25 protein-coding genes are annotated in these 23,485 nt (G+C 68.0%); 19 read left to right on the forward strand and 6 right to left on the reverse strand.

The window, feature by feature from the left end; genetic code table 11:
• The gene (malQ, locus tag Y900_RS24315) at positions 1-2,142 is read right to left on the reverse strand and encodes a 4-alpha-glucanotransferase (RefSeq protein WP_420329784.1); all 2,142 of its coding nucleotides are present in this window, start codon (positions 2,140-2,142) and stop codon (positions 1-3) included.
• Between the two features lie 30 nt (positions 2,143-2,172).
• On the opposite strand from malQ, the gene Y900_RS24320 reads away from it, so the two are divergent.
• Positions 2,173-3,366 (forward strand): MFS transporter, encoded by a 1,194-nt coding sequence (locus Y900_RS24320; protein WP_036344943.1) that lies wholly within the window; start codon positions 2,173-2,175, stop codon positions 3,364-3,366.
• Here the strand turns inward: Y900_RS24320 and Y900_RS24325 are convergent.
• The 3 genes from Y900_RS24325 to Y900_RS33495 are packed head-to-tail and all read right to left on the reverse strand — an operon-like array spanning position 3,335 to position 4,133.
• Positions 3,335-3,658, reverse strand: a complete 324-nt coding sequence (locus Y900_RS24325; RefSeq protein ID WP_036347693.1) for a DMT family transporter — start codon at positions 3,656-3,658, stop codon at positions 3,335-3,337. The genes Y900_RS24320 and Y900_RS24325 overlap by 32 nt on opposite strands.
• Positions 3,658-4,002, reverse strand: a complete 345-nt coding sequence (locus Y900_RS24330; protein ID WP_036344944.1) for a DMT family transporter — start codon at positions 4,000-4,002, stop codon at positions 3,658-3,660. Before Y900_RS24330 ends, Y900_RS24325 begins: the two co-directional genes overlap by 1 nt.
• 5 nt (positions 4,003-4,007) lie before the next feature.
• Positions 4,008-4,133 carry a hypothetical protein gene (locus Y900_RS33495; protein WP_272945560.1) on the reverse strand — a complete coding sequence of 42 codons (126 nt, stop codon included), beginning with the start codon at positions 4,131-4,133 and terminating at the stop codon, positions 4,008-4,010.
• A gap of 31 nt (positions 4,134-4,164) precedes the next feature.
• Here Y900_RS33495 and Y900_RS24335 point away from each other — a divergent pair, with 31 nt between their 5' ends.
• From Y900_RS24335 to Y900_RS24360, 6 genes are all read left to right on the forward strand, one after another.
• Positions 4,165-5,718, forward strand: coding sequence for a carboxylesterase/lipase family protein (locus Y900_RS24335; protein WP_036344946.1), 1,554 nt, complete (start codon positions 4,165-4,167; stop codon positions 5,716-5,718).
• Positions 5,719-5,825: 107 nt separating this feature from the next.
• The gene (locus tag Y900_RS24340) at positions 5,826-6,707 is read left to right on the forward strand and encodes a sterol desaturase family protein (protein ID WP_051660240.1); all 882 of its coding nucleotides are present in this window, start codon (positions 5,826-5,828) and stop codon (positions 6,705-6,707) included.
• Between the two features lie 33 nt (positions 6,708-6,740).
• Positions 6,741-7,223: a cation:proton antiporter regulatory subunit gene (locus Y900_RS24345; protein WP_036344949.1), complete on the forward strand. Its 483-nt coding sequence runs from the start codon at positions 6,741-6,743 to the stop codon at positions 7,221-7,223.
• Positions 7,224-7,228: 5 nt separating this feature from the next.
• Entirely contained in the window at positions 7,229-8,353 is a 1,125-nt protein-coding gene (locus Y900_RS24350) for a cation:proton antiporter (protein ID WP_036344951.1), read from the forward strand.
• Positions 8,354-8,380: 27 nt separating this feature from the next.
• Entirely contained in the window at positions 8,381-9,796 is a 1,416-nt protein-coding gene (locus Y900_RS24355) for an NAD(P)/FAD-dependent oxidoreductase (RefSeq protein ID WP_036344952.1), read from the forward strand.
• Between the two features lie 152 nt (positions 9,797-9,948).
• Complete coding sequence (locus Y900_RS24360; protein ID WP_036344953.1) at positions 9,949-10,641, forward strand: Rv1815 family serine proteinase; 693 nt, start codon at positions 9,949-9,951, stop codon at positions 10,639-10,641.
• On the opposite strand, the gene Y900_RS24365 is transcribed toward Y900_RS24360, so the two are convergent.
• A complete protein-coding gene (locus tag Y900_RS24365) occupies positions 10,638-11,078 on the reverse strand; it encodes a nitroreductase/quinone reductase family protein (protein WP_036344954.1) in 441 nt (146 codons plus the stop codon). The two genes, Y900_RS24360 and Y900_RS24365, sit on opposite strands and share 4 nt — an antisense overlap.
• Before the next feature lie 109 nt (positions 11,079-11,187).
• On the opposite strand from Y900_RS24365, the gene Y900_RS24370 reads away from it, so the two are divergent.
• The 3 genes from Y900_RS24370 to Y900_RS24380 are packed head-to-tail and all read left to right on the forward strand — an operon-like array spanning position 11,188 to position 13,892.
• Positions 11,188-11,880: a TetR/AcrR family transcriptional regulator gene (locus tag Y900_RS24370; RefSeq protein ID WP_036344956.1), complete on the forward strand. Its 693-nt coding sequence runs from the start codon at positions 11,188-11,190 to the stop codon at positions 11,878-11,880.
• Positions 11,881-11,925: 45 nt separating this feature from the next.
• Positions 11,926-12,417, forward strand: a complete 492-nt coding sequence (locus Y900_RS24375; protein ID WP_036344958.1) for a VOC family protein — start codon at positions 11,926-11,928, stop codon at positions 12,415-12,417.
• The gene (locus Y900_RS24380) at positions 12,414-13,892 is read left to right on the forward strand and encodes an FAD-binding protein (protein WP_051660241.1); all 1,479 of its coding nucleotides are present in this window, start codon (positions 12,414-12,416) and stop codon (positions 13,890-13,892) included. Before Y900_RS24375 ends, Y900_RS24380 begins: the two co-directional genes overlap by 4 nt.
• On the opposite strand, the gene Y900_RS24385 is transcribed toward Y900_RS24380, so the two are convergent.
• Positions 13,889-15,802, reverse strand: coding sequence for an ABC transporter ATP-binding protein/permease (locus Y900_RS24385; protein WP_036344959.1), 1,914 nt, complete (start codon positions 15,800-15,802; stop codon positions 13,889-13,891). The two genes, Y900_RS24380 and Y900_RS24385, sit on opposite strands and share 4 nt — an antisense overlap.
• Before the next feature lie 350 nt (positions 15,803-16,152).
• Between Y900_RS24385 and secA2 the strand changes: the two genes are divergently transcribed.
• From secA2 to Y900_RS24430, 9 genes are all read left to right on the forward strand, one after another.
• Complete coding sequence (gene secA2 / locus Y900_RS24390) at positions 16,153-18,435, forward strand: accessory Sec system translocase SecA2 (protein ID WP_051660467.1); 2,283 nt, start codon at positions 16,153-16,155, stop codon at positions 18,433-18,435.
• 16 nt (positions 18,436-18,451) lie between these two features.
• On the forward strand, positions 18,452-19,048 hold the full coding sequence (locus Y900_RS24395; RefSeq protein WP_036344961.1) for a CDP-alcohol phosphatidyltransferase family protein: 597 nt from the start codon (positions 18,452-18,454) through the stop codon (positions 19,046-19,048).
• Positions 19,035-19,949, forward strand: a complete 915-nt coding sequence (locus Y900_RS24400) for a DUF881 domain-containing protein (RefSeq protein ID WP_036344962.1) — start codon at positions 19,035-19,037, stop codon at positions 19,947-19,949. The genes Y900_RS24395 and Y900_RS24400 overlap by 14 nt, the downstream gene beginning before the upstream one ends.
• Positions 19,950-19,964: 15 nt before the next feature.
• Positions 19,965-20,297 carry a small basic family protein gene (locus tag Y900_RS24405; protein ID WP_036344963.1) on the forward strand — a complete coding sequence of 111 codons (333 nt, stop codon included), beginning with the start codon at positions 19,965-19,967 and terminating at the stop codon, positions 20,295-20,297.
• Between the two features lies 1 nt (position 20,298).
• Positions 20,299-21,075, forward strand: a complete 777-nt coding sequence (locus Y900_RS24410; protein ID WP_036344965.1) for a DUF881 domain-containing protein — start codon at positions 20,299-20,301, stop codon at positions 21,073-21,075.
• 39 nt (positions 21,076-21,114) lie between these two features.
• On the forward strand, positions 21,115-21,510 hold the full coding sequence (gene gcvH, locus Y900_RS24415) for a glycine cleavage system protein GcvH (RefSeq protein WP_036344966.1): 396 nt from the start codon (positions 21,115-21,117) through the stop codon (positions 21,508-21,510).
• Positions 21,511-21,666: 156 nt separating this feature from the next.
• Complete coding sequence (gene garA / locus Y900_RS24420; RefSeq protein WP_233209206.1) at positions 21,667-22,134, forward strand: glycogen accumulation regulator GarA; 468 nt, start codon at positions 21,667-21,669, stop codon at positions 22,132-22,134.
• Positions 22,134-22,877 (forward strand): transcriptional regulator FtsR, encoded by a 744-nt coding sequence (ftsR, locus tag Y900_RS24425; protein ID WP_036344968.1) that lies wholly within the window; start codon positions 22,134-22,136, stop codon positions 22,875-22,877. The genes garA and ftsR overlap by 1 nt, the downstream gene beginning before the upstream one ends.
• A 46-nt stretch (positions 22,878-22,923) precedes the next feature.
• Entirely contained in the window at positions 22,924-23,418 is a 495-nt protein-coding gene (locus Y900_RS24430; protein WP_036344970.1) for a bifunctional nuclease family protein, read from the forward strand.
• Positions 23,419-23,485: the final 67 nt, after the last annotated feature.

A 23,485-nucleotide genomic window follows, 5' to 3' on the forward strand; every position in this document is an offset into this window, starting at 1 on the left:
CTACTCCGGGTGTGGCGCGGTCGCGGACTGCATCACCGCCGCCAGCGCCTGCGCCCGCGGGTCGGTCAGCACATCCTCGAGCAGCAGCGGCGAACCGTCGGGCCCGGTCAGCGGGACGCGCCAGTTCGGGTACTCGTCGGTGGTGCCTGGCTGATTCTGGGTGCGCCGGTCGCCCACCGCGTCGGTCAACGCCAGCGCGAGCAGCCGCGAGGGGGTCCGGGCCAGATACCGGTACAACGCCAGGATCACCTGCTCCTCGTCGGCGTCGTCGCCCAGGAGGCCGACCCGGCGAAGCTCGGCCAGCCAGGCCGACTGGTCGGCGCGGTCGTCGGCGAGCTCTTCGGCCGCCGGGCGGGTGAGCAGACCGAGCTCGTCACGCAGCCGCACGTGCTCACCGGCGAGATAACCGGCCGTCGGCGGCAGGTCGTGCGTGGTCACCGAGGACAAGCACAACTCTCGCCAGTGCTCGGCAGGCAGCGGGCCGCCGCCGGAGTCGCGGTCCAGTTCGAACCACAGGATCGACGTGCCCAGCAGGCCGCGAGCCCTCAGGTAGTCACGCACCCACGGTTCCACCGTGCCCAGATCCTCGCCGACGACGACGGCTCCGGCCCGGTGCGCTTCGAGCGCGACGATCCCGATCATCGCGTCGTGGTTGTAGCGCACATAGGTGCCCTTCGTCGGCGCGGCGCCGGACGGGATCCACCACAGCCGGAACAGTCCGATGATGTGATCGATGCGCACCCCGCCGGCGTGCCGGAGGATCGCCGCGATCAGGTCCCGAAAAGGTTGGTAGCCAAGCTCTTCGAGCTGGTCGGGCCGCCAAGGTGGTTGTGACCAGTTCTGGCCCAGCTGGTTGAACTCGTCGGGCGGGGCCCCGGCGGCGACCCCGGTGGCCAACACGTTCTGCAATGCCCAGGCGTCCGCGCCGTCGGGATGAACGCCGACGGCCAGGTCGTGCATGATTCCCAGCGCCATCCCGGTGCGGACGGCCTGGGACTGCGCGACGGCCAGCTGATCGTCGAGCTGCCACTGCAGCCAGCGGTGGAAGTCCACCGCCGAGCCGTGCCGGTGGACAAACTCGGCCACGTCGGGGCTGCCCGGATGTCGCAGCCCTTTCGGCCACTTCCGCCAGTTGCCGCCGTACTTCTCGGCCAGCGCCGACCAGGTGGCGAAGTCGTCGAGAGCCTGGCCTTCCCGCTGCTTGAATGCCTCGAAGGCCAGCTCGCGGCCCGCCGACCGAGGAACCCGGTAAATCGCTTTCAGCGCAGTACGTTTCGCAGCCCACGCCGAGTCGCGGTCGATGGCGTCGATCTTGCGTGACCGGGCCTGAACCGCGGCCCGCAGCTTCCACACCCGCCCGCGCTTGGGCAGCTGAGCGAACTCGGGAACGGACTCGACGCGCAGGTAGATCGGATTGCTGAACCGCCGTGACGTCGGCAGGTAGGGGGAGGGCTCCATCGGCCGGGTCGGTGCGGCCGCCTGCAGTGGATTGACCAGTATGTAACCGGCCCCGTGGCGCGCCCCGGCCCACACAGCCAGATCGGTGAGGTCACCAAGATCGCCTACGCCCCAGGAGTTTTCGGAGCGCACACTATAGATCTGGGTGGCCAGGCCCCACGCTCTCCGCGCGCCGAGCCGTTCCGGCAGCCCAAGCCAGGCCGGGGTGATGATCAGCGGCGTACTGAACTCCTGACCACCCGAGCTGAGATGAACGCTGTGGTAGCCGAGCGGCAGATCGGCGGGAAGCACGAACGTCGCCTCACCAACCAGCCTGCCGTCCACGTCGTGCGGCGGGGTGAAGTTGTCGGCTTGGCGCACCCCGGTGCGCACCGTGCCGTCCTCAAGTCGAACCCAGACGTGCGCCGGGTCGCCGTGGGTGACGTGCGCCCAGAACGAGGTCTCGCTGTCGGCGCGCCCGATCACCGTCGGCGGCAGTGACCGGGACCAATACCGGGTGTTGTCGGCCGAAAGCGCTGCGGCGCGGCCCTCTTCGGTGCGGGCCTCGACACCGAGCGCGGCCAGCACCGCCACCAGGGTGTCCTCCTCGACCGGCACGGACCGCCCGGTCCAGTCGTAGTACTCGGTGGCCACACCGAACCGATGGGCGAGTTCGGCCAGCGACGAAGCAGTCATGTGTGCCATCTTGCTCGGTTGGCCGTAACCTCGCCTCACATGGGCGGCCCCGGACTCGCTGTGCGAAATCGGCGAGCCCGAATCGCCAGCGCCGCGCTGTTCCTGACCAACGGCGCGCTGTTCGCCAACCTGCTGCCGCGCCTCCCCGAGATCAAGGCTGATCTCGGCTTGTCCAACTCGGCGTTCGGTCTGGCGGTGGCCGCGTTCTCGGCGGGTGCGCTCCTGACCGGGGTGACCGCCGCGGCCCTGGTCCGCCGGTACCGCTCCTCGGTGGTGGCCGTCGCGGGCAGCGTGCTGATCGCCGTCTTCACGATCGCCGCCGGCCTGGCACCCACCGGCCCGACGCTGGCGGCCGCGCTGTTCTGCGCCGGTGCGGCCGACTCGGTGACCGACGTCGCCCAGAACGTGCACGGGCTGCGCGTGCAACGCGCGTACGGCCGCTTCATCATCAACTCGCTGCACGCGGTGTGGTCGTCGGGAGCGGTGCTCGGTGGCCTGATCGGCGCGGGCGCAATCTATCTCGGCATTCCCCGCGTCGCGCAGCTCTCGGGATCCGCTCTGCTGTTCAGCGCGGTGTGCCTGGTCGCCTACCGGTACCTGCTGCCCGGTCCCGACCACGACCACATCGAAACCCCGGCGGGCGAGCGGGCCACGGCCCCGGCGGGCCGCAGTGTTCACCTCGCATTGGCCGCGCTGGTGGCCATTGCGATCGCCGGTGCCGCCGTCGAGGACGCGGGCAGTTCGTGGGCCACGTTGTATCTGCGAGATTCGTTGTCGGCACCCGCGGCGCTCGCTGCGTTCGGCTACGTCGCTCTGGTCGGCTTCCAGTTCATCGGCCGCCTCGTCGGCGACCGGCTGACCGACCGATGGGGGCCGTGCACGGTGGCCCGGGCCGGCGGCGTGATCGTCGCCGCCGGCATGGCGGGCGCCCTGGCCTTCCCCAGCATCCCCGGCACCATCGCGGGATTCGCCGCCGCCGGATTCGGCTCGGCCACCCTGGTACCCGGTGCCATGCACGCCGCCGACGAGCTGCCCGGACTGCGGCCGGGCACCGGGCTGACAGTGCTGACCTGGCTGATGCGCGTCGGCTTCCTCGGCTCACCGATCCTCGTGGGCGCGCTCGCCGACGCCGTGTCGCTGCGAGTCGGTCTGCTGACCGTTCCGGTGGCGGGGCTGGCGGCAGTCCTGCTGGCCCGGGCTCTCAGCCCGCCGCGCCGGTCAATTCGATCGTGAGCACGCCCGCGATGATCAGCGCGATGCCGCCCATCATCAGCGGGGTCAGCGGCTCGGCGAACAGCACCCGGGCGATCACCGCGATCAGCGCGACGCCGGCCGCCGACCACACGCCGTATGCCACCCCGACCGGCATGCCCAGCGACAGCGTCACCGACAGCAGCGTGAACGACACCAGATAGCCGAGCAGCATCGGTGCGACCCACGCCTTCTTGCGGAAGCCGTCCGAGGCGCGCAGACACAGGGTCGCGCACACCTCGATGAGGATGGCCCCGGCCAGCGTCAGCCACATCATGGCGTGCCCTCCTCGCCGGCGTGATTCCGCGAACCAAGCTCGACCAGCAGGACACCGGCGATGATCAACCCGATCCCGGCGACGATCGGGACGGTGAACGGGTCACCGAAGATCACCGCCGCCAGGATGGCCGTCGCCGCGGTTCCCACCGCACCCCAGACGCCGTAGGCCACCCCGACCGGCATGCCGGCCCGCAGCACCAACGCCAGGAAGTAGAACGAGGCGAGGTAACCGCACACCACCAGAACCAGCCATGCCGAATGGTCTTGCGACGCGCGCAGCGACAGGGTGCCGGTGACCTCCACAGTGATAGCGGCCACCAGGAGCGCCCATTTCCGCACGCCGGTCAGGATAGCTGGGCCGACAGGGTGTGGCCGCCGTCATAGCCGGCCGCCGCGGTGACCGGATATACCAGCGGCTGCGCGTCCAGACGTATTACCCGTCGGTAGCGTGGATGGGTGGTGTCGTTCATCGACATCGCATGACGTGGCAGGAGGACAGCGATGACAGCGGACGCGAGCGTGCGGCCGATCGTGGACAGCCCGGTCGTCCAGACCCGCTACGGGCCGGTGCGCGGGGCCGACGACGGCCGGGTCACGACGTGGAAGGGCATTCGCTATGCCGCTCCGCCGGTCGGCGACCTGCGCTGGCGGGCACCTGTTCCTCCGCAGCCGTGGACCGAGGTCGCCGACGCGACGACGTTCGGTCCGGTCAGTCCTCAGCCGCGCAGCCCCATCCCGATGGGATTGGGCACCCACGCCGACGAGGACTGCCTGTTCCTCAACATCTGGGCGCCGTCCGGGACCGGGGCGTCGGCCACCGGAGAGCCCAAGCCGGTGATGGTGTGGGTGCACGGCGGCGCCTACATCTTCGGGTCGGGCAGCCAGCCGATGTACGACGGCACCGTGCTGGCCACCGGTTCCGACGTCGTCGTCGTCACGATCAACTACCGACTCGGCGCGCTGGGCTTCCTCGACCTCTCCTCGGCCGGGTTCGACAGCAACGTCGCGCTGCGTGACGTGCTGGCCGCGCTGCGCTGGGTCCAGGACAACATCGCCGAATTCGGCGGCGACCCGGACCGGGTGACGTTGTTCGGTGAGTCGGCCGGAGCCGCGATCACCACCACGCTGCTGGCGGTCCCGGAGGCGGCCGGTCTGTTTTCCAGAGCCATCGCCCAAAGCGCGCCGGCCACTTCGATCTACGGTGCCGAGCGTGCGGGCACGATGGCCGGGCTGTTCCTCGATCGGCTCGGCATGACAGCGGCCGAGGCGCACCGGGCCCCCGTAGAGACCCTGGTGGACGCGTCACAGCACGTTTTCGATCACGTCCCGGCCGCGACGCCCGGGTTGCTGGCGTTCGCGCCGACCGTCGACGGGGACCTCGTGCCGGACTACCCGGTCACGCTGGCCAGGGCCGGCAAGACGCACCCGGTGCCGCTGCTGATCGGCACCAACAAGAACGAGGCCGCACTGTTCCGGCTGATGCGCTCACCCCTGATGCCGATCGCGCCCAAGGCGGTCCGCACGATGTTCAGCGAGATGGCCAACGACCAGCCCGGTCTGCAGCTGCCGACCGCCGAGCAGGTCAGTTCGGCATACCCGGCGAAGATGGCCCGGACCCGCAGCCTGTGGGTGGCCAGCGACGTCGGCTTCCGAATGCCGACGGTGTGGTTTGCCGAGGGACATACCGCCGTCGCGCCGGTCTACCTCTATCGATTCGATTGGGCCACACCACTTTTCAAGACGATCCGATTGGGTGCCGCACACGCCACCGAGCTGATCTATGTGTGGGGCAACCTGATCTCGGGTCCCCGCGACGTCACGTTCAAGCTCGGCGGACTCAAGACCGGCGAGGAACTGTCCGAGCGGATGCGCGCCCGCTGGACGGCGTTCGCCGCCACCGGTGACCCGAACGTGCCGCTGGGTCAGCCGCACTGGGCGCCGTATCGGGACGGCGACCGCGCGACGCTGGTGATCGATCGCCGGGATCGCGTCGTCGACGACCTGGACCGGCCGATCCGGCAGGCCTGGGGCGACGAGGTGCTGAGCTTCCGCTAAGGCTTCTTGACGCCGTGTCTAACAACGGGCCCGGATCGCGTTAGACTCCCGCCGGGAGGTGTCGCGTGGATCGAATCGGTGAAGTGTTGTCCGTTCTCCCGCCGCAGATGCGTGAGCCGGTGCTGTTCGCGATCCCGTTCTTCCTCCTGCTGCTGATCCTCGAGTGGACCGCAGCCCGCAAGCTCGAACGGCTGACCGAGGCCGAACAACCCGCGTCCGGCGCCTACCACACGCGCGACGCGTGGGCCTCGATCTCGATGGGGCTCATGTCGGTGGCGACGATGGGCGCCTGGAAGTTCCTGGCCCTGCTCGGCTACGCCGCGCTGTACGCCTACGTCGCGCCATGGCACCTCTCGCCGACGACGTGGTACACGTGGGTGATCGCGATCGTCGGAGTGGATGTGCTGTTCTACGTCTACCACCGCACCGCCCACCGGATCCGGCTGATCTGGGCCACCCATCAGGCGCACCACTCCAGCCGGTATTTCAACTTCGCGACCGCGCTGCGGCAGAAGTGGAATAACAGCGGCGAGATCATCATGTGGATTCCGTTGCCGCTGTTGGGTGTTCCGCCGTGGATGGTGTTCACCAGCTTCTCGGTCAGCCTGATCTACCAGTTCTGGATCCACACCGAACGCATCGACAAGCTGCCGCGGGCCTTCGAGTTCGTGTTCAACACGCCGTCACACCACCGGGTTCATCACGGGATGGACCCGGAGTACCTCGACAAGAACTACGGCGGCATCCTGATCATCTGGGATCGCCTGTTCGGTACATTCCAGCCCGAACTGTTCCGACCGCACTACGGCCTCACCAAGCCGGTCACCACGTTCAACATCTGGACGTTGCAGACTCACGAGTACGCGGCGATCGCCCGCGACGTCCGCTCGGCGCGCCGCTGGCGTGACCGGCTGGGCTACGTCTTCGGTCCGCCCGGCTGGGCGCCCAGCGCCGCAGCGCAACCGGCGACTACGGTGGCCGCAAGCTAGTCAACATCGGTGCTGTCATCGAGGATGGAGCCCATGGAGGTCAAAGAAGTCCTGCTGCCCGGAGTCGGCCTGCGGTACGAGTTCGACAACGCCGATGGCAACCGCATCGGTGTGATCGCCCGGCGCAGCGGCGATTTCGAAGTCGTCGTCTACGGCGCCCCCGACCCCGACCAAGCGCGCCCGGTGTTCCGCCTCACCGACGAGGAAGCCGACGCGCTCGCCCAGATCCTAGGTGCCCCGCGGATGGTGGAGAGCTTCGCCGACTTGACCAAGGAAGTGCCCGGCCTCGACGCCGGCCAGGTCGAGATCGCGGCGGGGTCACCGTTCGTCGACCGGCCGCTCGGCGATACCAAAGCCCGCACCCGCACCGGCGCGTCGATCGTGGCGATCGTGCGCGACGAAGAGGTGCTGGCCTCGCCGAAACCCGACCAGGTGCTGCACGCCCGCGATGTTCTGGTCGTGATCGGCACCGAACACGGCATTTCCGGAGTCCGTCGAATCGTCGACCAAGGATGATCTGAGTGGCGGTGTCGGCGGCGCTACTGCTCGAGCTCGGCGTCATCTTCACGGTCCTGACCATCCTCGGAACCCTGGCGCGCCGGTTCGCGCTGTCACCGATCCCGCTCTACCTGCTCGCCGGACTGGCCCTGGGCAACGGCGGAATCGCGCCGGTCCCCGCGGCGGGGGAGTTCGTGTCGTCCGGCGCCACGATCGGCGTGGTGCTGCTCCTGCTGACCCTGGGCCTGGAGTTCTCCATCGGCGAGTTCGCGGCCAGCATGCGGCGACACCTGCCGTCGGCCGGCGTCGACCTCGTCCTCAACGCCACCCCGGGCGCGATCGCCGGCTGGCTGCTCGGCCTGAACGTCGTCGGCATCCTGGCGATGGCGGGCATCACGTTCATCTCCTCGTCGGGCGTGATCGCCCGGCTGCTCAACGACCTGAGCCGGTTGGGTAACCGGGAAACCCCTGCCGTGCTGTCGATTCTGGTCCTCGAGGACTTCGCGATGGCCGCCTATCTTCCGCTGCTGGCAGTGCTGGCGGCTGGCGGCACGTGGTGGGAGGCGCTGCTGTGGATGGCTGCCGCGATGGTCGCACTGGTGGTGGTTTTCGCGGCGTCATACCGCTGGGGCCACCATCTGGGCCGGCTGATCAGCCATCCCGACGACGAGCAGCTCCTGTTGCGCATCCTCGGACTGACCTTGCTGGTGGCGGCTGCCGCCGAACATCTGCACGCCTCGGCCGCGGTGGGTGCGTTCCTGGTCGGATTGACGCTGACGGGGGATACCGCGGCGCGGGCCCGCGCCGTGCTGACCCCGCTGCGCGACCTGTTCGCGGCGGTGTTCTTCCTGGCGATCGGGCTGTCGGTGGCGCCGAGCGATCTGGTTCCCATGCTGCCGGCCGCCGTGCTGCTGGCGGTCGTCACCGCGGTCACCAAGGTGGCCACCGGTGTGTATGCGGCCCGTCGCGACGGTGTCGGCAGGCCGGGCCAGCTGCGGGCGGGCACCGCACTGGTCGCCCGCGGCGAGTTCTCGCTGGTGATCATCGGGCTGGCGGGGACCACCGTCGCCGCGGTGGGAACCCTGGCCACGCCCTATGTTTTCGTCCTGGCCATCGTCGGGCCCCTGCTCGCACGGTTCGCCCGGTAGGACGGCCCGTCATGGCACCATGCTGGAGTGCAGACCGTATTCGACCGCGACGTCGACCCCGCCCTGATCGCCCGGGCGCTGGGCTCCGCCGCGTTCGGATCGATGTGGCTGGACTCGTCACTGGTCGCCCGTCCCGACTACCCCCGGCTGTCCGGCGACCTGACGTGTGACCTGCTTGTGGTCGGCGGCGGCTATGCCGGACTGTGGTCGGCTCTGCACGCGAAGGCACGCAACCCCGGATCGCGGGTGGTGCTGATCGAAGCCGAACAGGTCGGTTGGGCGGCATCGGGACGCAACGGCGGCTTCGTCGAGGCCAGCATCACCCACGGCGCCGAGAACGGAAAGTCGCGCTGGCCCACCGAGTTCGACCGCCTGGAGAAGCTCGGCCTGGCCAACCTCGACGGCATGCAGGCTGATATCGCCGCCCACGGCATGAACGTCGACTGGGAGCGCACCGGCATGCTCACGGTCGCCACCGAACCGCATCAGGTCGAGTGGCTGGCCGAGGGCGCCGACGGCGGCGAGGGCCGGTTCCTGGCTCAAGCCGCGGTGCGCGCCGAGGTCGCCTCGCCGACCTATCAGGCCGGGCTGTGGGCGACCGACACCTGCGCGATCGTCCATCCGGCCAGGCTGGTCTTCGAGCTCGCCCGAGCCTGCTCGCAGGCCGGGGTCGAAGTCTTCGAACACACCGCGGCGACGTCGGTGCAACGCGAACAGCGGGGGATACGGGTGGAGACCTCCGCCGGGGTGTTCCAGGCCGACCAGGTTGTGTTGGCCACCAACGTGTTTCCGAGCCTGCTGAAGCGGAACCGGTTCCACACGATTCCGGTGTACGACTACGTGCTGTCCACCGAGCCGCTCACGAGCGACCAGTTGGAGCGCATCGGGTGGCCCAATCGGCAGGGCATCGGCGACAGCGCCAACCAGTTCCACTACTACCGCCTCTCGGCGGACAACCGCATCGTCTGGGGCGGCTACGACGCCGTCTATCACTTTGGTCGTCGCGTCGACTCGATGTACGAAGACCGGCCAGAGAGCTACCGCAAGCTTGCCGCGCATTTCTTCATCACGTTCCCGCAACTCGAGGACGTCCGGTTCAGTCACCGCTGGGCCGGCGCGATCGACACCAACACCCGGTTCTGTGCGCACTGGGGGCTGGCCGGCCGAGGCCGGATCGCCTACGTCAACGGATTCACCGGTCTGGGTGTCGGCGCCGCACGGTTCGCCGCCGACGTCTGTCTGGATCTGCTCGACGGTCACCCCACTGAGCGGACCGAGCTGGAGATGGTCAACCGCAAGCCGTTGCCGTTCCCGCCCGAACCGATGGCCAGCGTGGGGATTCAGGCCACCCGGTGGTCGCTGGACCGGGCCGATCACAACGAGGGCAAACGCAACCTCATCCTGCGCACCCTTGACCGGTTGGGCCTGGGGTTCGACTCCTAACTCCGGCTTGTAACCCCATCTGCGGCGATTCCTGCGGCGACACGCCGGGTACGCCATAGTTCGTTGGTAACGATTTGAAATCGGCGCCGATACACAGTCGAGATACTTCCGCGGCGCGTCCTTGACGTACCGCCGACCGATCGGGGTGTAGGGTGACTCGTTTTTCACTGGGATTCGTCTCCACCGCAGCGGCCTTGGCCGCGTCCGCGATCATCGCTCCGCTGGCCCACGCCACACCCGGTGTGGTCGTCTCGCCCGGGATGGAGATCCGCCAGGCCAGCAATGTCTGCACCCTCGGCTACGTCGATCCGGTGGCGCGCATCGCCTACTCGGCCGGTCACTGCCGGGCCGACGGACCGGTCACGGATCGCGACGGCCACTTCATCGGCATGGTGTCGGCGTTCCAGGACAACACACCTGACGGCGCCGTGGTGCGCACCGACCAGGTGATCTCCGACTACGAGACCATCACGCTGGCCGCCGACGTCGCGGTCAACAACATTCTTCCCGGCGGCCGCCAGCTGGTCGCCGACGCCGCCCCGCCGATGGCCAACGGCCAGCCGGTCTGCCACTTCGGCGTGATCACCGGCGAGAGCTGCGGATCGATCGAGCGGGTCAACAACGGCTGGTTCACCATGGAGAACGGCGTGGTCAGCCAGAAAGGCGACTCCGGCGGCCCGGTGTACATGCCGATCGACAACAACAAGGCCGTGATCGTCGGACTGTTCAACAGCACCTGGGGCAACCTCCCTGCGGCGGTGTCGTGGGTCGCCACCAGCCAGCAGGTGCGCGCCGGCGCCGACGTGGTCAACGTGGCCGCCGCCGAGCAGGCCAACGCCAACTAGCGCGCGAGCGCGAAGACCGGGATTACCGGTGCGGCCGAACGCAATTCGGCGGCCGTCGAGTCCGGTGTGAGGCCGGCGATGTGGCCCTTCACCTCCCAGTACCACCGGTCGAGATAACTCTTGAGCAGGGCCGGCTTGGCGTCGTCGTCGACCTCGGTGAGGGTGACGTGAGTGCGACGCCAACGCGGGCCGAGTTCCACTTCGCCTGCTGCCCGCGCATTGCGCGCCCACTGGGTGTTGCCGCGTGGGGAGACCAGGTACTCGGTGTCGCCGACCCGCAGCACGTTGACCACCACGTTCTGTAGCGCGCCGGATTTACGGCCGCGCACGCGTAGCGCCCGCGTGCCCGCGATGCTGATGCCAGCCTCGGCGAGCCGGCGGATGACGGCGTTGGCCGCGCGGGCGGCGGCGTTCGGGCGGTCGTAGTGCTGGTTCATGACGTGTCCTATCGACTCGAAGTTTGGAGAGCGGTGCTCTCAAAACGAGGATGCCAGCGAGGCCGCCGAAAAGCAAGAGCAGTGATCTCGGATATGACAGACTCGGTGCGTGGGGAAACGCGAGGACACGCGGCAGCGCATCGAAGCTCAGATCGTCGAGCTCGGACGCCGGCAGCTGGCGACCGTGGGCGCGGCCGGACTGTCGGTGCGGGCTATCGCCCGCGAGCTGGGCATGGTGTCTTCGGCGGTGTACCGCTATGTCGCCAGCCGTGATGCGCTGCTGACCCTCCTGCTGGTCGATGCCTACTCCGACCTCGCCGACGCGGTCGGGCAGGCGCGGGTGGCCGCCGACGGCGGCTGGCGGGCCGACGTCGCGACCATCGCCCACGCGATCCGCCGCTGGGCGCTGGACCAGCCCGCCGAGTGGGCCCTGCTGTACGGCAGCCCCGTGCCGGGCTACAACGCCCCGGCCGAGCTGACCACCGGACCCGGCACCCGAGTGATCGGCATGCTGTTCGACGCGGTCGCCACCGGGGTGGCCACCGGCGATATCGCCTTGACGGAACACCATGCCGCTCAACCGATGTCGACCGACCTGATGCATGTGCGGGAGGAATTCGGCTTTCCCGGTGACGATGCGCTGGTGATCCGGTGCACCGCGATCTGGGCCATGATGATCGGGGCCATCAGTCTCGAGGTCTTCGGTCAATACGGCAGCGACACCTTCACCGATCCTCGGGCGTTGTTCGACGAGCAGCTGCAGCTGGCTGTCGACCTGCTGACCGCCGGAACGCAAAACTAGAACACGTTCTAGCCACACCGGCGGGCCGGGGATATCCTCGAACCGATGACCGACCAGACACCTGTCCAGATCGCGTGGGTGACCCGCGACCTGGACGCCACCGAGGCGGCGCTGACCACGCTGCTCGGGGCCAGGAAATGGATCCGCATGCCCGATGTGCACTTCGGGCCGGACACCTGCGAACACCGCGGCCGCCCCGCCGACTACCACGCCGACATCTCGTTGAGCTACGCCGGTGACACCCAGCTGGAACTCATCGCACCGACGCGCGGCGAGAGCATCTACACCGAGTTCCTGGACCACGGCGGCCCCGGGCTGCACCACATCTGCGTGGAGGTCCCCGATACCGACGCGTTCGACGCCGCGCTGACCGGCGGTGGCCCGTCGGCGGAGGTCGTCGCCCGCGGTGTGATGCCCGGCGGCATGCGGTTCGCATACCTGTCCGCCGCCGCGGCCGGCGTCCCGTACCTCGAAGTCGCCTACATCCCCGACGAGATCCGCACGTTCTTCGACTATGTGAAACAGGAGCAGCAATGAGTGGCCTGGACATTCCCACGACCGTCCCCGCCTCGGATGTGACCGACTGGTCCGACGACGTCGACGTCGTGGTGATCGGCTTCGGCATCGGCGGCGGGTGTGCGGCAGTCAGCGCCGCAGCCGCCGGCGCGCGGGTGCTGGTGCTCGAGCGCGCCGCCGTCGCCGGCGGCACCACCTCGATGGCCGGCGGTCACTTCTACCTCGGTGGCGGAACCGCCGTCCAGCAGGCCACCGGGCATACCGACAGTGTTGAGGAGATGTACAAGTACCTCGTCGCGGTGTCGCGCGAGCCCGAACTCGACAAGATCCGCGCCTACTGCGAAGGCAGCGTCGAACATTTCAACTGGCTCGAGGAGCTGGGGATCGCGTTCGAGCGCAGCTACTACCCGGAGAAGGCGGTGATCCAGCCCAACACCGAGGGGCTGATGTTCACCGGTAACGAGAAGGTGTGGCCGTACAAGAACATGGCGGTACCCGCCCCGCGTGGCCACAAGGTCCCGGTTCCCGGTGACACCCAGGGCGCGGCGATGGTGATCGACCTGCTGCTCAAGCGGGCAGCCGAGCTGGGTGTGCAGATCCGTTACGAAACGGGCGCAACGAATCTCGTCGTCGACGACGAGGCAGTCGTGGGCGTGTCGTGGAAGAAGTTCACCGAGACCGGAGCGATCCGGGCCAGGGCGGTGGTGATCGCCGCGGGTGGTTTCGTGATGAATCCCGAGATGGTCGCCACGCTCACGCCGAAGCTCGCCGAGAAGCCGTTCGTGCTCGGCAACACCTACGACGACGGCCTCGGTATCCGCCTCGGCGAATCGGCGGGCGGGGCCACCAAGCACATGGACCAGATCTTCATCACCGCGCCCGTCTACCCCCCGTCGATCCTGCTGACCGGAATCATCGTCAACAAGGAGGGCAAGCGGTTCGTCACCGAAGACTCCTACCATTCGCGCACTTCGGGTTTCGTGATGGACCAGCCCGACAGCGCGGCGTACCTGATCGTCGACGAGGCGCACATGCAGCGCCCGGAGATCCCGCTGATCACCTTCATCGACGGCTGGGAGACGGTCGAGGAGATGGAGGCCGCGCTCGGTATCCCGACGGGCAACCTCGTCGAAACGCTGAACAACTACAACGAACACGCCGCCAAGGGTGAGGATCCGGAGTTCCACAAGCAGCCGGAATTCCTTGCGCCACAGGACAAGGGGCCGTGGGGAGCCTTCGATCTGACGCTGGGCAAGGCGATGTACTCCGGCTTCACCGTCGGCGGTCTGGCCACCGATGTCGACGGCGAGGTATTGCGCGCCGACGGCAGCGTGATTCCGGGCCTGTACGCGGCGGGCGCGTGCGCGTCAAACATCGCCCAGGACGGCAAGGGCTACGCCAGCGGCACCCAGCTGGGGGAGGGCTCCTTCTTCGGGCGACGTGCCGGAACGCACGCTGCCAAGGTTGCCGCCGAAAGTGCCAGCGCCGCAGACTAAACGGTCGCCGGCTCGTTGCCCTCGACGTGGCCGAGGCGCCACTGACCCTCGCCGAGCAGTTCCAGGTGCCTGACGTGGTGCTGCTCGACCGTGCTGCGGTGGCTGACGCTGACCAGGATGGTGTTCGGTAGTTCGGTGCGCACCATCTCGTAGAGCGCGAACTCCAGACCCTCGTCGAGCGCCGAGGTGGCTTCGTCGAGGAAGACCGCCTTCGGTTTGGTCAGCAGCACCCGGGCGAACGCGATGCGCTGTTGCTCGCCCGGCGACAGCACCTTGGCCCAGTCCTGGGACTCGTTGAGGCGAATCGTCAAGTGCGACAATGCGACCTTGGACAGCGCATGTTGCAGATCGTCGTCGCTGATCTCCCCGGAAGTAGCGGGGTACGACACCACGGTCCGCAGATCGCCCAGCGGGACGTACGGCATCTGCGACAGGAACATGGTGTGGTCGTCCTCGGGGCGGCACAGGGTGCCGGAGGTGAACGGCCACAGCTGGGCCAGGCTTCGCAGCAGTGTGGTCTTACCCGCACCCGACGGTCCGGTGATGACCAGCGTCTCGCCCGGCTCCAGCCGCAGATCGATCGGATCGACGAGCTGGCTGCCGCTGGGTGTGCGGACCTCGACCCGGCGAAGTTCCACCGAGCCGTCTGTGCTGGTGACTGTCGTCAGCTTGGGCAGCTCGCGCGCCTCGGCGTTGGTTTCCACCAGGCCGTGCAGACGGATGATGGCCGCCCGGTAGGAGGCGAACGAATCGTAGGCGTTGCGGAAGAACGACAATGAGTCGTGGATCGACCCGAATGCGCTCGACGACTGGGTGACGTCACCGAGGTCGATCTGCCCGGCGAACAGCCGAGGCGCCTGGATCACCAGCGGCAGGGGGTTGATGATCTGGCTCATCGACAGGTTCCACCCGGTCAGCGCGATTGTGCGATTCACATAGCGCTTGTAGTTGGCGATGATCTGGGCGAACTTGGTGCGCAGCAGGCCCCGCTCGGCGTTCTCGCCGCGGTAGAAGCCGACAGCTTCGGCCGAATCACGCAACCGGACCAGCGCGTAGCGGAAGACGGCGTTGGTGAGCTCGTTGCGGAAACTGAGCCGGATCAGCGGGTGGCCGATCCAGAACGCGATGACCGTCGCCACCAGCACGTAGACCAGCACCACCCAGAACAGCGCGTGTCCCAGGGTGACGCCGAGGAATGTCAGCGGACCCGACAAATTCCACAAGATCACGGTGAACGAAACCACCGTCACCAATGAGTTGATCGCGCCGAACAGCAGCGTGCTGGAGCTGCCGATCATCGGCGTGTTCGGGGAGGACCCCACCCCGGCGGTGAAGATGTCGATGTCGTACTGGATGCGCTGGTCGGGGTTGTCGATGTCGCTGTCGGTGAAGCGGGTGCGGTAGTAGGCGTGGTCGTCGAGCCAGTCGCAGGTGAGCCGGTCGGTGAGCCATACCCGCCAGCGAATGATGAACCGCTGCATCAGGTAGATGTCCAGCATCACCCGGCTGATGTAGATGGTCGCCAGGATGCCGAACAGAATCAGCGCCGCCCAGAATCCGTGGATACCGGACTGGCGAACTTCCTCGTTACCCCCGCCCGCGCCCTGGAACGCCACCTGCAGCGACGTGAACAGGTCATTGCTGTAGTAGCTGAGCAAGACGTCGAGGCGCACCGAGATGATCGTCGAGAGCAACAGCACGGCGATCCAGATCCAGACCCCGACGCTCTGCCTGCCTTTGAAGTAATCCCCGGTGATCCGCCAGTACTGCCGGCCCCACACCGTATAACGGGCCAGCAGGAACAGCGCAATCAGACTCAGTACGGCGCTGATGCCCCATGCCTTGGCAATCCAGATCAAGGACGGGACCAGCTCGTGTCCCCAGTCCATGGACGGGTGGAACTTCTCCAACGCGCTTCTCCTCCTGCGGCGACGACCACGCGACGCCCGATCTGCCGGCTTCCCGGCGAACCTACCCCGGCATCCCGGCGAAGGCCCGCGTGTGTGTCAGATGACTGGTGAAATGTGAGCTTCGGCGCGTCGTCAGACCTGCCCCGTTGAGCTGGGGGCCGTGAAGCAAAGATAACCGTCACGTCCCGGATCCACGGTTGCGCGACGCCCGGCTTGAGACCGCGCGGCGAAGTCGCGGGAGGCCGGTGCGTCGCCGTCCGCCAACGCGCCGACGGTACCGTTGACCCGTGGCGAAAACTCGCAAGGACAGTGTTGCCGGACCCGGCCGCATCAGCCGGGGCTTCTGGCGCATGCTCGGTGCCACCACCGAGAAGACCAAGGCCCATTCGACGGCTGAGGTGAACGCCTCGGCCGAGTTCGACGACAAGGCCAAAGGCCTCGACGACGAGCAGCTCGCCAAGGCCGCGACGCTGCTGGAGCTCGGCGACCTCGCCGCGTCGTCCGACATCCCGCAGTTCCTGGCCATCGCCCGCGAAGCCGCGGAGCGCACCACGGGCCTGCGCCCATTCGATGTCCAGCTGGCCGGTGCGCTGCGCATGCTGGCCGGTGACGTCATCGAGATGGCCACCGGTGAGGGCAAGACCCTCTCTGGGGCCATCGCCGCCGCCGGCTACGCACTGGCCGGGCGCAACGTCCACGTCGTGACCATCAACGACTACCTGGCCCGTCGCGACGCCGAGTGGATGGCGCCGTTGATCGAGTCAATGGGGCTCACGGTCGGCTGGATCACCGCCGAGTCGACCGCGCCGGAACGCCGCGCCGCCTACCAATGCGACGTCACCTACGCCTCGGTCAACGAGATCGGCTTCGACGTGCTGCGCGACCAGCTGGTCACCGACGTCGCCGATCTGGTGTCGCCCAACCCCGACGTCGCGCTGATCGACGAGGCCGACTCGGTGCTGGTCGACGAGGCCCTGGTGCCGCTGGTGCTGGCCGGCACCACCCACCGCGAGACCCCGAAGGTCGAAATCGTCCGGCTGGTCGGCGATTTGAGGGCAGGCATCGATTACGACACCGACGCCGACAGCCGCAATGTGCACCTCACCGACACCGGCGCCGAGAAGATCGAGACCGCGCTCGGCGGTATCGACCTCTACTCCGAGGAACACGTCACCACCACGCTGACCGAGGTGAACGTCGCCCTGCACGCCCATGTGCTGCTGCAGCGCGACGTGCACTACATCGTCCGCGACGGCGCCGTGCAGCTGATCAACTCCTCGCGCGGGCGGATCGCCTCCCTGCAGCGCTGGCCCGACGGGCTGCAGGCCGCGGTCGAGGCCAAAGAAGGCATCGAGACCACCGAAACCGGCGAGGTGCTGGACACCATCACCGTGCAGGCCTTGATCAACCGGTACCCGACGGTGTGCGGGATGACGGGTACCGCGCTGGCCGCCGGTGAACAGCTGCGCCAGTTCTACAAGCTCGGTGTCTCGCCGATCCCGCCGAACACGCCGAACATCCGCGAGGACGCCGACGACCGCGTCTACATCACCGCCGCGGCCAAGATCGAGGCGATCATGGAGCACATCGTCGAGGTGCACGCCACCGGTCAGCCGATCCTGGTCGGCACCCACGATGTCGCCGAGTCCGAAGAACTGCACGAGCGGCTGGTTCGCCGCGGCGTCCCGGCGGTGGTGCTGAACGCGAAGAACGACGAGGAAGAGGCCGCCGTCATCGCCGAAGCCGGCAAGCTCGGCACCGTCACGGTATCCACCCAGATGGCCGGCCGCGGTACGGACATCCGGTTGGGCGGGTCGGAATCGGACGATCAGTCCGCCGAAAAGATCAAGGTCGCCGAACTCGGCGGTCTGCACGTCATCGGCACCGGGCGGCATCGCACCGAGCGGCTGGACAATCAGCTGCGCGGGCGCGCAGGCCGGCAGGGCGACCCCGGCTCGTCGGTGTTCTTCGCCAGTTGGGAGGACGACGTCGTCGTCGCGCACCTCGACGAGGGCAAGCTGCCCACCGACGCCGACGAGACCGGCCGGATCACCAGCCCCAAGGCCGGCGCCCTGCTGGACCACGCCCAGCGGGTGGCCGAAGGCCGGCTGCTCGACGTCCACGCCAACACGTGGCGCTACAACCAGCTCATCGCCCAGCAGCGCGCGATCATCGTCGAGCGCCGCAACACCCTGCTGAGCACGCCGGCAGCGCGCAACGAACTCAAGGAACTCTCGCCCGACCGGTACGAGGAGTTGGCCGAGACATCCGGCGACGACCAGCTCGAGACGATCTGCCGCCAGATCATGCTGTTCCACCTGGACCGCGGCTGGGCCGACCACCTGGCCTACCTGGCGGACATCCGCGAGAGCATCCACTTGCGCGCGCTGGGCAGGCAGAACCCGCTCGACGAGTTCCACCGGATGGCCGTCGACGCGTTCGCGCACCTGGCCGCCGACGCCATCGAGGCCGCCCAGCAGACCTTTGAGACCGCCAACATCCTCGAAGAGGAGCAGGGCCTGGATCTGTCGAAGCTGGCCCGCCCGACCTCGACCTGGACGTACATGGTCCACGACAACCCCCTCAACGACGACACGTTGTCGGCGCTCAGCCTGCCCGGGGTGTTCCGCTAGGGCTAAGTTCATCACCATGGACCGCCGCGACCGGGTGCTGACGATCCCGAACGTCCTGTCGGTGATCCGGCTCTTGCTGGTGCCGGTGTTCCTGTACCTGCTGCTGGCGACCGATGCCTACGCACTCGCGGTGGCGATCTTGATGTTCAGCGGCTTCTCCGACTGGGCCGACGGCAAGATCGCCCGCCTGGTGCCCAATCAATCGTCACAGCTCGGCGCCTTGCTCGACCCGCTGGTCGACCGCGTCTACATGGTGGCCGTGCCGGTGGGGATGGGTTTCGCGGGCGTGGTCCCGTGGTGGCTGGTGGCGACGCTGGTCGGCCGCGATCTGGTGCTGGCCGCTACGTTGCCGGTGGTGCGCAGCCGTGGGCTCGCCGCGCTGCCGGTGACCTATATCGGCAAGGCGGCGACGTTCGCGCTGATGTCCGGTTTCCCGCTGGTGCTGCTCGGCCAGTGCGACGCGACGTGGAGCCGGGTGATCGGCGCCTGCGGCTGGGGCTTCCTGCTGTGGGGCGTTGGTATGTACCTCTGGTCAGCGGTCCTCTACCTGCTGCAAGTCCGTCTGGTGGTGACCACGCTGCCCAAAGCCGGCGTCAGCGATGCCCGCACCTGACAGCGCGCTCGGCGGTTACGACCCGCGGGCCGGCCGCAGCGAACGCCACGAGCGCCGACCGGCCCTCATCCCGCTGCCGGGTCTGCTGCGTTCGTTGCTCACCGAACATCTCGACCCCGGCTACGCCGCCGCCGCCGCTGCGCGCGAGACGAGCGGACAGTCCCGCCGAACGATCGCCGACCGTGCCTGGCAGGCAGTGGCGGCGGTACTGATCGCGGTGGTGTTCGCCGCCGCGGTCGCGCAAGCCCGCGCCACCGCGCCCGGCGTCAACGCCGCGCAGCAGGTGCTGGCCGCCAGCGTGCGATCCGCCGAAGGCACCACCGACCGGCTCACCCAGCGCCGCGACGAGCTGGCCACTCAATCCGACAGCATCCAGCGCCGCCAGCTGCGCGACGACACGGCAGGCCGGGATCTGCTCAGCAAGCTCGACGCGCTCAGCCTGGCCGCGGCCACCACCGCCGTCATCGGGCCCGGCCTGTCCGTCACGGTGACCGACCCCGGCGTCGGCCGCGATCTGTCCGACGTGTCCAAACAGCGGGTGGCAGGCAGCAGACAGATCATCCTGGACCGCGATCTCCAGCTGACCGTGAACTCGCTGTGGGCCAGTGGGGCCGAAGCGATCTCGGTCGGGGGAGTGCGGATGGGGCCCAACGTGACGATCCGGCAGGCGGGGGGTGCCATTCTCGTCGACAACCATCCGATCAGCAGCCCCTACACGATCCTGGCGGTGGGGCCGCCGGGCGAGATGCGCGATACCTTCGATCGGAGCAGCGGGCTGCAGCGTCTGCGGCTCCTCGAGGTGTCCTACGGGGTGGGGGTCAGTGTGAGCACCGGCGACGGCCTGTCGCTGCCGGCCAGCGCGGTACGAGAGATTAAATTTGCCAAGCAGATCGGTCGGTAGGGGGCGTATCAACACATGATCGGAATCGCCGCACTCATCGTCGGTATCGTGCTGGGCCTGGTGTTGCATCCCAGCGTCCCCGAGGTGATCCAGCCGTACCTGCCGATCGCGGTCGTCGCCGCACTCGATGCGGTGTTCGGCGGTCTACGGGCCTACCTGGAGAAGATCTTCGACCCGAAGGTGTTCGTGGTCTCGTTCGTGTTCAACGTGCTGGTGGCAGCGCTGATCGTCTATGTCGGCGATCAACTCGGGGTGGGCACGCAGCTGTCCACGGCGATAATCGTCGTGCTGGGCATCCGCATCTTCGGTAACGCCGCCGCACTGCGGCGCCGGCTGTTCGGGGCGTGAGGTGACCGAGGAGGACACGCACGCCGCCGAACACGGCCGCCACGAACTGCCGGCCCCGGCCCCGGCCCCGCTGCGCCCGCCGCGCAGTCGCACCCAGATCATGTTCGGCGCGCTCGGCGTACTGCTGTGCCTGATGCTCGGTGTGGCGATCGCCACCCAGGCCCGCCAGACCGAGACCGGTGATGCACTGGACACCGCGCGCCCGGCCGACCTGCTGGTCCTGCTCGGCTCGCTGCAGCAGCGTGAAGCAACGCTCAACACCGAGGTGGCCGACCTGCAGCGCAACCTCGCGGCCATGCAGACCGCGGGCAGCAGCGACCAGGCCGCGATCCAGAACGCGCAGGCCAGGCTGGCCGCGCTGTCGATCCTGATCGGCACGGTCGGCGCGACCGGGCCTGGCGTGACGATCACGATCGACGATCCCGGGCCCGGCGTCGCGCCAGAGACCATGCTCGACGTCATCAACGAACTGCGGGCCGCCGGCGCCGAGGCGATGGAGATCCGCTCCGGGCAGCAGGCCATCCGCGTCGGCGTCGACACCTGGGTGGTCGGCAGCCCCGGCGCGCTGGTGATCGACACGCAAACTCTTGGCCCGCCGTATTCTGTTCTGGCCATTGGCGATCCGCCCACCCTGGCTGCCGCGATGAATATCCCGGGCGGCGCCGTCGACAGCGTCGAACGGGTCGGCGGGCGAATGACCGTCGCGCAGTCCGACCGTGTGGACATCACCACCTTGCGGCAACCGAAAGCGCGCCAATACGCTCAGCCCGTCAAATGAGCAGCCCGAAAAAACGAGCATCCGACACCGAGGAGCACCGTGAGCGAAATCCCAGCCGACCTGCGCTACACCGCCGAGCACGAGTGGGTGCTGCGTACCGGTGACGACACCGTGCGCGTCGGCATCACCGACTTCGCTCAGTCCTCGCTGGGTGACGTGGTGTACGTGCAGCTTCCCGAGGTGGGTAGCGACGTCACGTCCGGTGAGTCCTTCGGCGAGGTGGAGTCCACCAAGTCGGTTTCCGATCTCTACGCCCCGGTCACGGCCAAAGTGATTGCCGTCAACGGCGAATTGGAAGGCAGCCCCGGGCTGGTCAACTCCGATCCCTACGGTCAGGGGTGGTTGTTGGAGTTGCAGGTCGACGGCGATACCCTCGAACAGGGGTTGGCGGCGTTGCTCGATGCGGACGCCTATCGGGACACAGTGACTGAATGACATTGTTAGGGTGCCTGCCAGCCACCGATCCGGCGGTGGTGGGCACAACGACGACCACTGCGCGGTACGGTCGTCGTAAGTGATTGGTGAGGCGGACGGGCGCCTTGTGCGGATTCCCGCCAAGTGCAGCCACGGCAGCCAGTGAAGGAGCAGCGGGTGACCGACAAGGACCAGAACTCTGACGAAGTCACCGTGGAGACGACGTCCGTCTTCCGGGCCGACTTCCTCAACGAGCTGGACGCCCCGGCGGCCACCAGCGGCGAGAGCGGGGTGTCCGGGGTCGAAGGTCTCCCGGTCGGCTCGGCGCTGCTGGTCGTGAAGCGTGGCCCGAATGCGGGTTCGCGGTTCCTGCTCGACCAGGCGACGACGTCGGCGGGCCGTCATCCGGACTCCGACATCTTCCTCGACGACGTGACCGTGAGCCGTCGGCATGCCGAGTTCCGCTTGGACGGCAACGAATTCCAGGTCGTCGACGTCGGCAGCCTCAACGGCACCTACGTGAACCGCGAGCCCGTCGACTCGGCCACCCTCGCCAACGGCGACGAGGTCCAGATCGGCAAGTTCCGCCTGGTGTTCCTGACCGGACCGAAGTCGTCCGAGGATGAAGGCGGTCCGGGAAGCTAGTGACCGCCCCCGATAGTCCCGCGCTTGCCGGGATGTCTATCGGAGCGGTCCTGGACCTGCTGCGACCGGACTTCCCGGACGTGACGATCTCCAAGATCCGATTCTTGGAAGCCGAGGGTCTCGTCACGCCGGAGCGCAGCGCATCGGGGTATCGGCGGTTCACCGCGTACGACTGCGCACGGTTGCGGTTCATCCTGACCGCGCAGCGCGACCACTATCTACCGCTGAAGGTCATCAAGGCTCAGCTCGACGCCCAGCCGGACGGCGAGTTGCCGCACGTCGGATCGCCTTACGCCGTACCGCGTTTGGTGACGGTGGCGGACGACCAGGATGCGCCTGCCGCCGACACCGAGACCGACGTGGCGCGGGCTCAGGTCCGGTTGAGTCGCGAGGATCTGCTGGAGCGCTCCGGCGTGGGCGAGGAGTTGCTGACCGCGCTGTGCAAAGCGGGCGTGATCACCACCGGCCCGGGTGGGCTGTTCGACGAGTATTCGGTGGTGATCGCGCAGTGTGCGCGTGCGCTGGGCGACTACGGCGTGGAACCGCGGCATCTGCGGGCGTTCCGGTCCGCGGCCGATCGGCAGTCCGATCTGATCGCGCAGATCGCCGGCCCGGTGGGCAAGGCGTCGAAGACCGGGGCGCGCGATCGGGCGGACGACTTGGCGCGCGAGGTTGCCGCTCTGGCAATCACGTTGCACACGTCGCTGATCAAGTCCGCTGTACGAGACGTTCTCGACCGCTGAGGACTAGACTCCAAAGGACTGCAACGAGCGCGGAGGTCAGACACAGATGGGCGAGGTTCGTGTGGTGGGCATTCGCGTCGAACAGCCCCAGAACCAGCCGGTCCTGCTGCTGCGGGAGTCGAACGGCGACCGGTATCTGCCGATCTGGATCGGCCAGTCCGAGGCCACCGCGATCGCCTATGAACAGCAGGGTGTCGAGCCGACCCGCCCGCTGACCCACGACCTGTTCCGAGATGTCATTGGCGCACTGGGGCATTCGCTCAAAGAGGTGCGGATCGTGGATCTGCAGGAGGGCACCTTTTACGCCGACCTGATCTTTGACCGCGACATCAAGGTGTCGGCGCGCCCGTCGGACTCGGTGGCGATCGCCCTCCGCATGGGAGTGCCGATCTACGTGGAGGAGGCGGTGCTGGCCGAGGCCGGGCTGCTCATCCCCGACGAGAACGACGAGGAATCCACCGGCGCGGTCCGCGAAGACGAGGTCGAGAAGTTCAAGGAATTCCTCGACAGCGTGTCCCCGGACGATTTCAAGGCGACCTGACCGGGTATCCCGCAGTGCTGGTGAGGGTCGCCGACAGCAAGATCACGGATGCGTCTCACTTGGCCTG

The sequence above is a fragment of the Mycolicibacterium aromaticivorans JS19b1 = JCM 16368 genome (genome assembly GCF_000559085.1).
GTDB lineage: Bacteria > Actinomycetota > Actinomycetes > Mycobacteriales > Mycobacteriaceae > Mycobacterium > Mycobacterium aromaticivorans.